The organism is Nocardioides sp. J9 (assembly GCF_007829375.1).
Classification (GTDB): domain Bacteria; phylum Actinomycetota; class Actinomycetes; order Propionibacteriales; family Nocardioidaceae; genus Nocardioides.
Genome location: NZ_VLJQ01000097.1, coordinates 1 through 13,663 on the forward strand (window position 1 = coordinate 1; position 13,663 = coordinate 13,663).

13 protein-coding genes and 1 pseudogene are annotated in these 13,663 nt (G+C 72.8%); 10 read left to right on the forward strand and 4 right to left on the reverse strand.

Annotated elements, in window-relative coordinates; genetic code table 11:
- Together L615_RS16575 and L615_RS16580 are read right to left on the reverse strand one after the other, a co-directional pair.
- Nucleotides 1-787 (reverse strand): acyl-CoA thioesterase II (locus L615_RS16575; protein WP_145725789.1); only part of this gene is annotated, 787 nt, incomplete at its 3' end.
- Between the two features lie 57 nt (nucleotides 788-844).
- The gene (locus L615_RS16580) at nucleotides 845-1,327 is read right to left on the reverse strand and encodes a DinB family protein (protein ID WP_145725790.1); all 483 of its coding nucleotides are present in this window, start codon (nucleotides 1,325-1,327) and stop codon (nucleotides 845-847) included.
- Nucleotides 1,328-1,609: 282 nt separating this feature from the next.
- On the opposite strand from L615_RS16580, the gene ileS reads away from it, so the two are divergent.
- The 6 genes and pseudogenes from ileS to L615_RS16610 all read left to right on the forward strand — a co-directional run bounded on the left by ileS (nucleotide 1,610) and on the right by L615_RS16610 (nucleotide 9,254).
- A complete protein-coding gene (ileS, locus tag L615_RS16585; RefSeq protein ID WP_028656930.1) occupies nucleotides 1,610-4,852 on the forward strand; it encodes an isoleucine--tRNA ligase in 3,243 nt (1,080 codons plus the stop codon).
- A 44-nt stretch (nucleotides 4,853-4,896) separates the two neighbouring features.
- Complete coding sequence (gene dapE, locus L615_RS16590; RefSeq protein WP_028656929.1) at nucleotides 4,897-5,985, forward strand: succinyl-diaminopimelate desuccinylase; 1,089 nt, start codon at nucleotides 4,897-4,899, stop codon at nucleotides 5,983-5,985.
- Nucleotides 5,982-6,704: a TIGR00730 family Rossman fold protein gene (locus tag L615_RS16595; RefSeq protein ID WP_145725791.1), complete on the forward strand. Its 723-nt coding sequence runs from the start codon at nucleotides 5,982-5,984 to the stop codon at nucleotides 6,702-6,704. The genes dapE and L615_RS16595 overlap by 4 nt, the downstream gene beginning before the upstream one ends.
- Nucleotides 6,705-6,712: 8 nt before the next feature.
- Nucleotides 6,713-7,399 (forward strand): DUF6278 family protein, encoded by a 687-nt coding sequence (locus tag L615_RS23845; RefSeq protein ID WP_222430589.1) that lies wholly within the window; start codon nucleotides 6,713-6,715, stop codon nucleotides 7,397-7,399.
- 123 nt (nucleotides 7,400-7,522) lie between these two features.
- Nucleotides 7,523-7,690, forward strand: coding sequence for a DUF3117 domain-containing protein (locus L615_RS16605; protein ID WP_082612288.1), 168 nt, complete (start codon nucleotides 7,523-7,525; stop codon nucleotides 7,688-7,690).
- Between the two features lie 203 nt (nucleotides 7,691-7,893).
- Nucleotides 7,894-9,254, forward strand: a pseudogene (locus L615_RS16610) (leucyl aminopeptidase family protein).
- Nucleotides 9,255-9,263: 9 nt separating this feature from the next.
- Here the strand turns inward: L615_RS16610 and L615_RS16615 are convergent.
- Entirely contained in the window at nucleotides 9,264-9,905 is a 642-nt protein-coding gene (locus tag L615_RS16615) for an O-methyltransferase (RefSeq protein WP_036518968.1), read from the reverse strand.
- A 173-nt stretch (nucleotides 9,906-10,078) separates the two neighbouring features.
- Here L615_RS16615 and sigE point away from each other — a divergent pair, with 173 nt between their 5' ends.
- Genes sigE through L615_RS16630 form a run of 3 tightly spaced genes read left to right on the forward strand, consistent with a single transcriptional unit; the run spans nucleotide 10,079 to nucleotide 12,631 of the window.
- Complete coding sequence (sigE, locus tag L615_RS16620) at nucleotides 10,079-10,678, forward strand: RNA polymerase sigma factor SigE (RefSeq protein ID WP_036518995.1); 600 nt, start codon at nucleotides 10,079-10,081, stop codon at nucleotides 10,676-10,678.
- Nucleotides 10,675-11,172 (forward strand): anti-sigma factor, encoded by a 498-nt coding sequence (locus L615_RS16625; protein ID WP_051486193.1) that lies wholly within the window; start codon nucleotides 10,675-10,677, stop codon nucleotides 11,170-11,172. Before sigE ends, L615_RS16625 begins: the two co-directional genes overlap by 4 nt.
- 37 nt (nucleotides 11,173-11,209) lie before the next feature.
- Nucleotides 11,210-12,631, forward strand: a complete 1,422-nt coding sequence (locus L615_RS16630) for a S1C family serine protease (protein ID WP_051486191.1) — start codon at nucleotides 11,210-11,212, stop codon at nucleotides 12,629-12,631.
- An 18-nt stretch (nucleotides 12,632-12,649) separates the two neighbouring features.
- On the opposite strand, the gene L615_RS16635 is transcribed toward L615_RS16630, so the two are convergent.
- Nucleotides 12,650-12,886, reverse strand: a complete 237-nt coding sequence (locus L615_RS16635; protein WP_028656927.1) for a helix-turn-helix domain-containing protein — start codon at nucleotides 12,884-12,886, stop codon at nucleotides 12,650-12,652.
- A 101-nt stretch (nucleotides 12,887-12,987) separates the two neighbouring features.
- Here L615_RS16635 and L615_RS16640 point away from each other — a divergent pair, with 101 nt between their 5' ends.
- Nucleotides 12,988-13,659 carry a hypothetical protein gene (locus L615_RS16640; RefSeq protein ID WP_145725792.1) on the forward strand — a complete coding sequence of 224 codons (672 nt, stop codon included), beginning with the start codon at nucleotides 12,988-12,990 and terminating at the stop codon, nucleotides 13,657-13,659.
- Nucleotides 13,660-13,663: the final 4 nt, after the last annotated feature.

Here is a 13,663-nt window from a genome sequence, read left to right on the forward strand (position 1 = left end):
CCGCGAGGATCGCCAGCTGCCGGCTCTGCGCGATCAGGTTCCCGTCCTCGTCCCACAGCTCGACGTCCTCGTCGTGGTAGCCGGCGATGACGTGGCGGGTGGTGATGTGGCCGAGGGCCCAGGTGGTGGCGGGGCGGCGGCGGTAGTGGACGGTGAGCTGGATGGTGGCCGAGGCGAGGTGGCCGATCTCGGCGGTGACGGGCGGGAAGGCGTCGACCATGGCGCCGGCCAGGAGGGCGTCGACGGGGCGGCCGTCCTCGGCGCGGATCCAGCAGATCGCCTCGGTGACGCCGGAGGGCTTGCCCTGCAGCCAGCCGAATACCTCGGGGGCGCGGTAGGAGTAGCGCTCGAGGATGGGGAACATCCCGCCCGGGATCAGGTTGCTCGAGTCGTGGCAGTCCTCGGGGCGCGGGACGTCGGGCGCGGTGTGCGGGATGTGCTCGACGGCGCCGGCGGCGTCCCAGTCGTGGGTGCTGACGACGGCGTGGGCGACCTCCTTGTCGCCCTGGACCAGGACGGCGTCGTACGTCGACACGCGGCGCCCCTTGCGGACCTCGCGGACGTGGATCTCGGCGGGGCCCGGGAGGCCGGGACGGAAGAAGGTGACCGAGATGCTCAGCGCGTCGGGGTGCGCCGACTCGAGCAGCACGGCGTGCTGCAGGAGGGCGAGGACGTAGCCGCCGTTGGGGGTCTGGTTCGCCGTGTTCCAGTCGGCCGTGACCTGCACCCGGTGCCGACCGTCGCCCAGCGGCTCGGTGGCGACCGCTTCGTCGAGGAGAAAGCTCACCCGGACATGGTGCCGGAATGAACGGACACCGGCCCGCTCACCCGGACGTGGCCGTGGTCACTCCCCGGTGGTGCCGTCGATGCACTCGCGCAGCAGGTCCGCGTGGCCGCAGTGGCGGGCGTACTCCTCGACCATGTGCACGAGGATGTCGCGCACCGGGCCGCTCTCCGTGCCGTTGCGGTAGGTGACGACCCGCCCCATGTCCGCGTCGGTCTGCTGGTCCAGCCACGCGTCGGCGACGGCGACCTGCTCGCGCCACGACGCCCAGGCCGCGGCGACGGCCTCCTCGGTCGGCTCGACATCGGCGAAGCCGGCGTCACCGTCGTCGTGGATCCGCTCACCGTCGACCTCCACCAGCGCGCGCTCGAACCAGAAGTGCTCGACCCGGGCCATGTGGCGGACCATGCCGAGCAGGCTGAGCGCACTGGGTGGGACCGAGCGGGTCGCGAGCTGCGCGGGGGAGAGGCCGGCGCACTTGCGCTCCAGCGTCTCGCGGTACTGGGTGAGGTACTCGCGGTAGTTCGCCAGCTCGCCGGTCATGGGCTCCACGGTAGGCCCGGGCGCAATCCGGTTTCCGCTGGAGCGCCCGGGCGCCGTACCCTTGTCCCACAGGCGCTCGAGCCGTCATCAGCGGCGAGCCCCGGGAAGAACGCCCGAGCTTCGGCGGAGGTCAGTAGAACCCGGCGGGTAGGCCCGTCACAGCCGACAACGAGGGGCCCGGCCGGCACGTCCGGCAGGGCAAGCAGGGTGGTACCGCGGTCCTGACGGATCGTCCCTGCGGTGCAGATGCCGCAGCAGACGAACCCAGGAGACCGAAGCCCGATGACCTATCCGAAGGTCAGCACCGACCCCGCCAGCGACCAGGGCAGCGTGCCCGGCTCCCCGAGGTTCCCCGAGATCGAGAAGCGCGTCCTCGCCTACTGGGCCGAGGACGACACCTTCCGCGCGTCGGTCGAGCAGCGCGACCCCGGCGCGAACGGCGAGAACGAGTTCGTCTTCTACGACGGCCCGCCGTTCGCCAACGGCCTGCCGCACTACGGCCACCTGCTCACCGGCTACGTCAAGGACATCGTCCCGCGCTATCAGACCATGCGCGGCAAGCGCGTGGAGCGCCGCTTCGGCTGGGACACCCACGGCCTGCCCGCCGAGCTCGAGGCGATGCGCCTCAACGGCATCAAGACCACCGACGAGATCGTCGAGATGGGCATCGACAAGTTCAACGACGCCTGCCGCGCGTCGGTGCTCAAGTACACCGGCGAGTGGCGCGACTACGTCACCCGCCAGGCGCGCTGGGTCGACTTCGACAACGACTACAAGACCATGAACCCCGAGTTCATGGAGTCGGTGCTGTGGGCCTTCAAGAGCCTGTACGACAAGGGCCTGGTCTACGAGGGCTTCCGCGTCCTGCCCTACTGCTGGAACGACGAGACGCCGCTGTCGAACCACGAGCTGCGCATGGACGACGACGTCTACCAGATGCGCCAGGACCCGGCGGTCACCGTCGGCTTCTCCGTCACCACCCCCGGCGAGCTCGAGGGCGCGAAGCTGCTGATCTGGACCACCACGCCGTGGACCCTGCCGAGCAACCTCGCGGTGATGGTCGGCTCCGACATCGACTACGTCGCCGTCGAGCATGAGGGCCAGCGGTTCGTGCTGGCCGAGGCCCGCCTGGCGGCGTACGCCCGCGAGCTCGGCGACGAGCCGGTCGTGGCCTGGCGCGGCAAGGGCACCGACCTGCTCGGGCTGACCTACGCCCCGCCGTTCTCCTACTTCGCCGGCCACGAGAACGCCTTCCGCGTCGTGGCCGCCGACGAGGCCGTCACGACGACGGACGGCACCGGCCTGGTGCACAGCGCCGGCGCGTTCGGTGAGGTCGACAAGGAGGTCACCGACCGCGAGGGCATCGAGCCGGTCATGCCGGTCGGCAAGGACGGCCGGTTCACCCACCCCGTCGCGGAGTACGCCGGGATGCTGGTCTTCGACGCCAACCTGCACATCATCGACCACCTCAAGGCCGTCACCGCGGGCGACGAGGCCGGCTCGGTCACCCCGGGCACGGTGCTGCTGCGCCGCGAGACCTACGACCACTCCTACCCGCACTGCTGGCGCTGCCGCGAGCCCCTGATCTACAAGGGCGTGAGCAGCTGGTTCGTCGAGGTCACCGCGTTCAAGAAGCGGATGGCCGAGCTCAACCAGGAGATCCGCTGGGTCCCCGACCACATCCGCGACGGCCAGTTCGGCAAGTGGGTCGACAACGCCCGCGACTGGTCGATCACCCGCAACCGGTTCTGGGGCAGCCCGGTGCCGGTGTGGAAGTCCGACAACCCGGAGTACCCGCGCATCGATGTCTACGGCTCCTTCGAGGAGATCGAGCGGGACTTCGGACGTCTGCCGCGCAACGCCCAGGGCGAGCCCGACCTGCACCGGCCGTGGGTCGACGACCTGACCCGGCCCAACCCCGACGACCCGACCGGGCAGTCGACGATGCGCCGCGTCACCGACGTCCTCGACGTGTGGTTCGACTCCGGCTCGATGAGCTTCGGCCAGGTGCACTACCCGTTCGAGAACAAGGAGTGGTTCGAGAACCACTTCCCGGCCGACTTCATCGTCGAGTACATCGGCCAGACCCGCGGCTGGTTCTACACGCTGCACATCCTGGCGACCGCGCTCTTCGACAAGCCGGCGTTCTCGTCGTGCATCAGCCACGGCATCGTCCTCGGCTCCGACGGCAACAAGATGTCGAAGTCGCTGCGCAACTACCCCGACGTCTCCGAGGTCTTCGACCGCGACGGCGCCGACGCGATGCGCTGGTTCCTCATGGCCAGCCCGATCCTGCGCGGCGGCAACCTGGTCGTCACCGAGCAGGGCATCCGCGACGCCGTGCGCCAGGTGATGATCCCGCTCTGGAACACCTGGTACTTCTTCGCGCTCTACGCCAACGCCGAGAACTACGAGGCGCAGGTCGGGACGCCCGGCGCGCTGGCCAGCACCGACCCGCTGGACCGCTACCTGCTCGCCAAGACGCGGCAGTACGTCGAGAAGATGACCGCCGAGCTCGACGACTACGCGATCGCCGACGCCTGCGAGACGACGCGCGGGTTCATCGACGTGCTCACCAACTGGTACGTCCGCCGCTCGCGCGAGCGCTTCTGGGAGGGCAAGCGGGACGCGTTCGACACCCTGGCCGCCGTGCTCGACGTGGTGTGCCGCACCGTCGCGCCGCTGCTGCCGCTGACCACCGAGGAGATCTGGCGCGGCCTGACCGGTGGCCGGTCGGTGCACCTGGCCGACTGGCCCGACGCTTCCGCCCTGCCCGCCGACGACGCCCTCGTCGCCGCCATGGACGAGGTCCGCGACGTCTGCTCGGCGACCTCGGCGCTGCGCAAGGCCAACAAGCTGCGCAACCGCCTCCCGCTGGCCGGCCTCACCGTGGTCGTGTCCGACCCGGCCGCGCTGGAGCCGTTCGCGGCGATCATCGCCGACGAGCTCAACGTCAAGGCCGTGCGCCTGGTGGCCGCGGACTCCGACGAGGCAGCCGGGTACGGCGTCGAGCAGAAGCTCACCGTCAACGCCCGCGCTGCCGGCCCGCGCCTGGGCAAGGACGTCCAGGTCGCGATCAAGGCGTCGAAGTCGGGCGACTGGTCGGTGGCCGCGGACGGCACCGTCACCGCTGGCGGCCTCGCGCTGCAGGAGGGCGAGTACACGCTCGAGACCGTCGTCGGCGCCGCGTCCGAGGGCGTCGCGACCGGCATGCTGCCGGCCGGCGGTTTCGTCGTCCTCGACACCGTGGTCACGCCCGAGCTCGCCGAGGAGGGCGTCGCCCGCGACCTGGTGCGCGCGGTCCAGCAGGCCCGCCGCGACGCCGACCTGCAGGTGACCGACCGGATCGAGCTGGTCATCAGCGGCACGCCCGCGGTGCTCGCCGCGGCCCGCGCCCACGAGGCGCTCATCGCCGGCGAGACCCTCGCGACGTCGTACACCGTGGCCGAGGAGGCGCCCGCCGGCGGCACCGACGTCGTGGTGGGTGACGGCGAGAAGGGCGCGCTCAGCCTGCGCCGGGCCTGAGCCCGTCGACGGTGAGGTCGGGGAGGGGCTGGTTGACTGTGACCGTGCCTTCCCTCGACCTCACCGCCGACGTCGTCACCCTGACCCGCCAGCTGGTCGACATCGAGTCCGTCAGCCGCGACGAGCAGGAGATCGCCGACGCCGTCGAGACGGCGCTGCGCGCGCTGCCCCACCTGAGCGTCGTACGACGCGGGCACACCGTCGTCGCGCGCACCGACCTGGGCCGGCCCAGCCGGGTCGTCATCGCCGGCCACCTCGACACCGTGCCGGTGAACGACAACATGCCGAGCCGGCTCGACGAGGAGGCCGGGATCCTGCACGGGCTCGGCACCTGCGACATGAAGGGTGGCGACGCGGTCATCCTGCGCCTCGCCGCGACCCTCACCGAGCCGGTCCACGACGTCACCTACGTCCTCTACGAGGCCGAGGAGATCGCCTCGGAGTTCAACGGCCTGCGGCTGCTGGGCGAGTCCGACCCCGACCTGCTCGCCGCCGACTTCGCGATCCTGATGGAGCCGTCGAACGCGGTGGTCGAGGCCGGCTGCCAGGGCACCCTGCGCGTCGAGGTCCGCACCCGTGGCGAGCGCGCGCACTCCGCGCGCAGCTGGCGCGGGGTCAATGCGATCCACGCGGCCGGGGACGTGCTGGCGCGGCTGAACGCCTACGAGCCGCGCACGCCGGTCATCGACGGCCTCGAGTACCACGAGGGCCTCAACGCGGTCGGCATCAGCGGCGGCGTCGCCGGCAACGTCATCCCCGACGAGTGCGTCGTCACCGTCAACTACCGCTTCGCCCCCGACCGCTCGGAGGCGGAGGCGCTGGCCTTCGTCCACGAGGTCTTCGAGGGCTACGACATCACCCTCACCGACAGCGCCCCCGGCGCCCTGCCCGGCCTCGACCGACCGGCGGCGCGGGCGTTCATCGACGCCGTCGGGGGAGAGGTCAACCCGAAGTTCGGCTGGACCGACGTCGCCCGGTTCACCGTGCTCGGCGTGCCGGCGGTCAACTACGGCCCCGGTGACCCGATGCTGGCGCACAAGCAGGACGAGCACGTCGAGATCGCCCAGGTACGGCGATGCGAGGAGCAGCTGCGGCAGTGGCTGACCCGGACCACCCAGGAGGAGCAGGCATGACCAGGCGCACCGGCCCGCGGCCCAGCAAGGCGGGCCTGGAGGGCTCGACCACCGACCAGCGGCTCCTCGACACCCGCGGCGACGGCGACTGGGTGCACACCGACCCGTGGCGCGTGCTCAAGATCCAGGCCGAGTTCGTCGAGGGCTTCAACGACCTCGCCGAGGTCGGACCCGCCATCTCCGTGTTCGGCTCTGCCCGCATCGGCGAGGACCACCCGGCCTACGACATCGGCCGGCGCGTGGGGCGCGGGCTCGCCGAGGCCGGGTTCGCCGTCATCACCGGCGGCGGCCCCGGCGCGATGGAGGCCGCCAACCGGGGCGCCCTCGACGCGGGTGGCCAGAGCATCGGCCTGGGCATCGAGCTGCCGTGGGAGGCCAAGCTCAACGACTACGTCGGGTTCGGCATCAACTTCCGCTACTTCTTCGTCCGCAAGATGATGTTCGTGAAGTACTCCCAGGGCTACGTCGTGCTCCCCGGCGGCCTGGGCACGCTCGACGAGCTCTTCGAGGCGATGACGCTCGCGCAGACCCTCAAGATCACGCAGTTCCCGATCGTGCTGATGGGCGTCGAGCACTGGCAGGGCCTCATCGAGTGGATGCAGGGCTCGATGCTCGAGGACGCGCGGATCAAGCAGTCCGACATCGACATGCTCACCCTCACCGACGACGTCGACGAGGCGGTGGCCCTCATGGTCGCCGCGCGGGACGCGCACGCCTGAGGCCGCCCGTGTCCGATCCGATGATGTGGGTCTTCGCCGTCCTGATCGTGCTCGCGATGGGCGGTGTCGAGCCGATGGCGCCCGCGTACGACGACCGGCCGGACGCGCTGGTGCCGGCGAGCCGGGCGATCGCGGCCGACGACCTGCGCAAGGTGCGCTTCTCCCTGGCGTTCCGCGGCTACCGGATGGCCGAGGTCGACGCGCTGCTCGCGCGCCTCGCCTCCGAGATGGAGGGCCGCGTGCCCCGCGGGCCGGAGCCGGCCGCGTCGACGCGCCCACCGGACGTCGTACCGTCGCCGGAGGTGCGGAAGACCGCCGAGGACTGGGCGGCCGCCCACCCGGTGGGCACCGACATCCTCGACTTCTCGACCGAGAGCGTGGACACCGTCGAGTCCTTCCTCGACCAGTGGTCGCGCAAGCCCGGGCGCAGCGACGCGGCCGACAACGACGACGTCCGGGCGGCCGGTGCCTACGTCGGCGAGATCCTCGTGCGCGCCGTCCCCGGCGCGGTGTGGGTGCGCCACCCCGGGTTCGACTCCACGCCCGTCGTCGAGCTGCCGTCCGGGCGCCTCGAGGACCCGATCGGCAGGGCGATGGAGCGCTACGAGGGCGACGAGGGCGACAGCATCGCCGCCTGGCTGGAGGCGGCGCTCGCGGCCGAGCAGCGCGCCGACGCGCGCTCGTCGGAGGCGTAGGACACACCTGCTGCGCGAGGGTCGCTGCGAGGTTTGTGTGGCATGGGCGATAATGGTGCGGCGCACAGTTCGGGTGCACAGGGCGCCCGACAGCACGCTGAGGTAGTGGAAGAGGGGTGCCGCATGGCGGCGATGAAGCCTCGGACCGGCGACGGTCCGCTCGAGGTGACCAAGGAGGGTCGCGGCATCGTGATGCGCGTCCCGCTCGAGGGCGGCGGCCGACTCGTGGTCGAGCTGAACGCCGAGGAGGCTTCCGCGCTCGGCGAAGCGCTCAAGAACGTCGTCGGGTGACCTCACCCGCAGCAGCCGCCCGACCCGTCCTCCCCGGACAGGTCAACCCGCCCGAGTTCGCGCTCAGTGACTCGCTCCCCGGCGCGATCCGCGGCGTCGACGTCGTCGCGCTCCCGGTCCTGCCGGGGGACGGCGACGGCCCGGTGCTGCTCGGGCCGGGGTCGGCCGAGCTGACCGACGAGCTCGGCACCGACCTGGTCGGGGTGGCGGAGGTCCACGGGCTGACCGGCGCCACCGGCGAGGTGGCCCTGGTCCCCGTGCCCGAGGGCACCCCCAGCAACCCGGACCTGCGCCTGGTCGTCCTCGTCGGCGTCGGTGAGGCCGGTGCCACCGACCTGCGCCGCGCCGGCGCGGCGCTGGCGCGGGCCGTCCGCGACCGGGCAGCGGTCGCGACCTCGATCCCGTCGGTGCACGACGACGCCGACGCCGCGCTCGAGGCGTTCGTCGTCGGCACGATGCTCGGCGGCTTCGTCTTCCACTGGCGCTCGCAGGGCTCCGAGCACACGCCGGTGCGCCGCGTCGTGCTCGCCGGTCCCACGCTCAGCGACGACCGGTCGGTCCTGGAGCGGGCCGTCGCCCTCGGTGGTGCCGGCTGGCGCTCGCGCCTGCTGGCGACCGTCCCGTCGAACCTCAAGAACCCCGCCTGGCTGGCGGAGCAGGCCGGCAGGCTCGCCGGGGTCGCCGGGCTCGACATCGACGTCTGGGACGAGGAGCGGCTCGCGAAGGACGGCTTCGGCGGCATCCTCGCCGTCGGTGCTGCGTCGGCGACGCCTCCGCGGCTGGTCCGCCTCGACTACACGCCTGCCGGCGTCTCGGCCCGGGCGGCGAAGAAGCTGCCGCTGGTCGTCCTCGTCGGCAAGGGCATCACCTTCGACAGCGGCGGCCTCTCGATCAAGCCGGGCGCCGCGATGGGCTCCATGAAGCGCGACATGACCGGCGGTGCCGTCGTCCTGGCGACGATGGCCGCGCTGGCCGACGTCGACTGCCCGGTCCGCGTGGTCGGCCTCGTCGCCGCCGCGGAGAACGCGATCTCCGGCACGGCACTGCGTCCCGGTGACGTCATCACGCACTGGGGCGGTCGCACCACCGAGGTCGGCAACACCGACGCCGAGGGCCGGCTGGTCCTCGCCGACGCCCTCGCGTACGCCGTCGACGAGCTGCGCCCGAGCGTCGTGGTCGACGTCGCCACCCTGACCGGCGCGGTGAAGGTCGCGCTCGGCCAGCAGGTCGGCGGGCTGTTCGCCAACGACGACGCCCTGGCTGCGGCGCTCGCCGGGGCGGGGGAGCGGGCCGGCGGTTGCCGCTCTACGCCGGCTACGAGGACAAGCTCGCCTCGAAGGTCGCCGACGCCGCCAACGACCCGGGCGGTGCGGGCGCCATCACGGCTGCGCTGTTCCTGCAGCACTTCGTCGGCGACGTCCCGTGGGCGCACCTCGACATCGCCTCCGTCGGCGACGTCGAGAAGGAGTGGCACGAGTGGACGGTCGGGCCGTCCGGCTTCGGCGCCCGCGCGCTGCTCAGCTGGCTGGGCACCCCCGAGCCGCTCGCCGGCATCGGGGACTGACCGACCGGGTCAGTCGGCCTCGGGGACCCACTCCTTCTTCGCGACCAGCAGGCCGTCGCCGACCGGCAGCAGCGCCGGCACGAGGCCCTCGGTGTCCTTGACCTGCTGGACCAGCTCGCGGATCGCGACGGTCTCGTCGTCGCGCTGGGCCGGGTCGGCGACCCGGTCGTGCCACAGGGCGTTGTCGAACGCCACCACGCCGCCGGGGCGGAGCAGGCGCAGCGCCTCGGAGAGGTAGGCGCCGTACTCGCGCTTGTCGCCGTCGGCGAAGACGATGTCGTAGTGGCCGTCGGTGAGGCGAGGCAGCACGTCGAGCGCGGAGCCCGCGATGGTGCGCACCCGCTGCGGCGCGATGCCGGCCTCCTTGAACGACTCCTTCGCCAGGCGCTGGTGCTCGGCCTCGACGTCGACGGTGGTCAGCACCCCGTCGGGGCGCATGCCGCGCAGCAGCCACACCCCGGAGACGCCGGTGCCGGTGCCGATCTCGACGATCGCGCGGGCGTCGAGGACGGAGGCGAGCAGGCGCAGGGTCGCGCCGGTGCCGGCGCCGATCGGCGTCACGCCGACCTCCTCGGCGCGCGCCCGGGCAGCCGCCAGGACGTCGTCCTCGTCGACGTAGGTGTCGGCGAAGGTCCAGCTGGTCGCGTTCATGGGAGTCGGAGCCACGGGGCCAACCCTATTCCCCGCGGTGCCCGTCGCGTCGGAGGCGGGAACAGTGGGTCCACGCCGTTCGTTGGGTTCTTTCACAGGGAACGTTCAGGACCGACCCCTAGCGTGAGAGGAGCCAGCACACCTTGGCGCTGATCCAGCGGAAGAAGGCCACCATGAGGGAGCCCGTCGATCGACAGCCCCCGGCCGCGCCCGGGGACCCGGAGCTCTCCTGGGAGCGCATCGTCGAGGAGCACTCCGACCGTGTCTACCGCCTCGCGCTGCGCCTGACCGGCAACCGCCACGACGCCGAGGACCTCACCCAGGAGGTCTTCGTCCGGGTGTTCCGCTCGCTGCACACCTACCGCCCCGGCACCTTCGAGGGCTGGCTGCACCGGATCACCACGAACCTCTTCCTCGACCAGGCCCGCCGCAAGCAGCGGATCCGGTTCGACGCCCTGTCCGACGAGCGCGCCGCCCGGCTGGCGAGCGCCTCGCCGGCCCCCGAGCTCGCCTACGCCGACCAGACCTTCGACGACGACGTCGAGGCCGCCCTCGCCGCGCTGCCGCCGGACTTCCGCGCCGCGGTCGTGCTCTGCGACATCGAGGGCCTCAGCTACGAGGAGATCGCGGAGATCCTCGGCGCCAAGCTCGGCACCGTGCGCTCGCGCATCCACCGCGGCCGGTCCCTGCTGCGCAAGGCGCTCGCCCACCGCGCCCCGGCCCCCGGCCGCACCCAGCACGCCGGTCCCGTCTCACCGGTGGCCACGTCGTGATCGGCCACCTCGGCAACCGGGTCAGCGCGCTGCTGGACGGCCAGCTCTCCGCGCGGGAGACCGAGGAGGCCTGGGAGCACGTCTACTCGTGCCACGCCTGCCGCGACCTCGTCGAGCGGGAGGGCTGGGTCAAGACCCGGCTCGCCGGGCTGTGCGGCGACGCCGGTGCCGCCCCCTCGGGCCTCAAGGGCTCGCTGATGAGCATGCCGCCGGGTGACGCGCTGCTGGCCGGGCCGTGCCGCGAGACGTCCGCGCGGCGTACCGGCGCGGTCGTGATCGGCGGCAGCGCCGTCGGCGCCGCGATCCTGGGCGTCGTCGCCCTCGGCTTCGTCTCGTCCTCCGCGCCGCCGGCCGACCGGCGCCCGCCGGTCACCCAGATCGGCACCAACGTGCCGAGCACCCCGGCCACCCCTGCGCCGAGCACGGGCACCGGCAGCACGCTGTACGGCGGGGGGACGGGCCAGCCGATCCCGGTGCGCCGCATGCTGCCCTGAACCGGTCCCCGTTGGACCCATCGGCGATGATGGACCGGTGAACGACGAGCACGACGACGACCAGGAGCCCACCCAGCCCATCGCGGCCGAGGGTGGCGCGGAGCCGGCCCCGCCGCCGGTGTCCCCTTGGGCGCCCCCGGCCCCCGGTACCGCCCCGCTCCCGCAGGAGCCGAGCCGGCCCGAGCCGACCGCCGTCCTGGCGTCCGACTCCCTCGGTGAGCTGCGCACCGAGCCCCAGGCCGGGCCGCCGGAGGCCCCGCCGATGGCTCCCTCGCTGCTGCCGCCGGCCCCGCCCGCGCCGCCGACGACCGCTGACCTGTCGGTCCGTCGCCCGCAGCCCGGCAGCTCCGCCGGCCTGCGCTGGCCGCTCGTCGCGCTCATCGCCCTGCTCGTCGGCCTCGGCGGCGGTTTCCTCGGCGCCCTCGCCTACGACCAGGTCTCCGACGACGGCGGCGTGCAGGGTCCCGGCTACGCCACCGGTGGGCTCTCCGACGTCGACCTCGAGGACGTCGCGCCGCTGGACGCACCCGGCTCGGTCGCCGACGTCGCGAAGGTGATCCTCCCCAGCACCGTCCAGATCCTCGCCGAGTACGACGGCCAGGACGCCGGCGCCACCGGCTCCGGCTGGGTGATGGACTCCAACGGGCACATCGTGACCAACAACCACGTCGTCGCCGACGCCGCGAAGAACAGCGGCCCGATCGTCGTGGTCGACCACCAGCGCAACCGCTACGACGCCGAGGTCGTGGGCCGCAGCCCGGTCTACGACCTGGCCATCCTCTTCGTGCAGGACTTCGACGGCCTCAAGCCGGCCACGATGGGCTACTCCGCCAAGCTGCAGGTCGGCGAGCCCGTCGTCGCGGTCGGCTCCCCGCTCGGGCTGCACGACACCGTCACCTCCGGCATCGTGAGCTACCTCCACCGCCCGGTCACCACCGGCCGCACGGCCGACGACTCGTCGTACATCGACGCGGTGCAGACCGACGCGGCCATCAACCCGGGCAACTCGGGCGGCCCGCTGGTCAACCAGAAGGGCGAGGTCGTCGGGGTCAACTCGGCCATCGCCACCGCTGGTGGCGGCGGCTCCACCGACCGCGACGCCGGCAACATCGGCGTCGGCTTCGCCATCCCCGTCGAGCAGGTGCGGATCACCGCCGACCAGATCCTCAAGTCCGGCAAGGCGCAGTACCCCGTCATCGGCGCGAAGGTGAAGACCGGCGGCATCCCGACCGGCGAGGGGGCCGAGCTCGACGAGATCATCGCCAAGAGCCCCGCCGAGGCCGCGGGCCTGCGCAAGGGCGACATCATCACGCACGTCAACGGCGTGCGGGTGACCGACGGCATCGGCCTGATCGTCGCGATCCGGACCTACCAGCCCGGCCAGACGATCGAGTTCACCGTCGAGCGCGGCAAGGACGAGCAGAAGGTCGAGGTCACCCTCGACGGCGAGGACGGCTGAGCGCGTTCACCACGAGCCTCAGCGGTCGGCGTCGGAGTCCACGAACGGGTGCTCGGCGACGTACTCCTGGGTGAGGCGGTACTGCGTGGCGATGAACTCCTCCAGCTTCGCCGCCTCGACGCGCCACTGGCCGCGGCCGCCCAGCTTGATCGCGGGCAGCTCGCCGCGGCGGACCAGCGCGTAGACCTGCGCGCTGGAGGTGTTCAGCACCTCGGCGACGTCGGCGAGGGTGAGGAACCTCGGGGTGTCGGCCATGGGGCCATCGTCGCACCCGGCCCGGCGGTTGCCGAGCGCGGCACGCGCGGCCTGTGGACGAGCGGCTGGCGGCCGACGGCGGCGGGTTGCATGATGAGCCGGTGTCCAGAGATCTCGGGAGCTCTCCGGGCACGCCTGTCCCGCCGGCCACCCGCGTGGCCAGGCCGGGGTGGCGTGACCCGCGGTTGTGGGTCGGCGTCCTGCTCGTCGCCGGCTCGGTCGTCCTCGGTGCCCGGCTGCTCGCGGCCGCCGACGACACCGTCGCCGTCTGGGGGCTGGCCGCCGACCGGGGGAGCGGTGCACCGGTCGTCGCCGGCGACCTCGAGGTGCACCGGGTGCGCTTCGCCGACGACGCGACGCTGGAGCGCTACTTCCCGGCGGACGAGCCCGTCCCCGACGCCCTGGTGCTGACCCGGCCGGTCGGCGCCGGCGAGCTGCTCGCCCGCTCCTCGGTCGGAGCGGCCGACAGCGTCCGGGTCGTCCAGGTCCCGCTCGCGGTCGACCCGCAGCAGGTCTCGCCCGACGTGGCCACCGGCGCGGTCGTCGACGTGTGGGTGCGTGACGGTGCGGCCGCGCCGGACGACGCGCCGCCGGGCACCGAGCCGGCGCTCAGCGAGGTGACCGTCCTCGCCGCGCCCGCGTACGACGACACGTTCGCCGTCTCCGGCACGCGGCAGGTCGTGGTGGCGGTCGACGACGGGCAGGCGGCGGCGTTCGAGCGGCTGCTCGCCGGCCTGCAGGACCCGGTCATCCGCATCCACCAGCGGTCGTGACGCC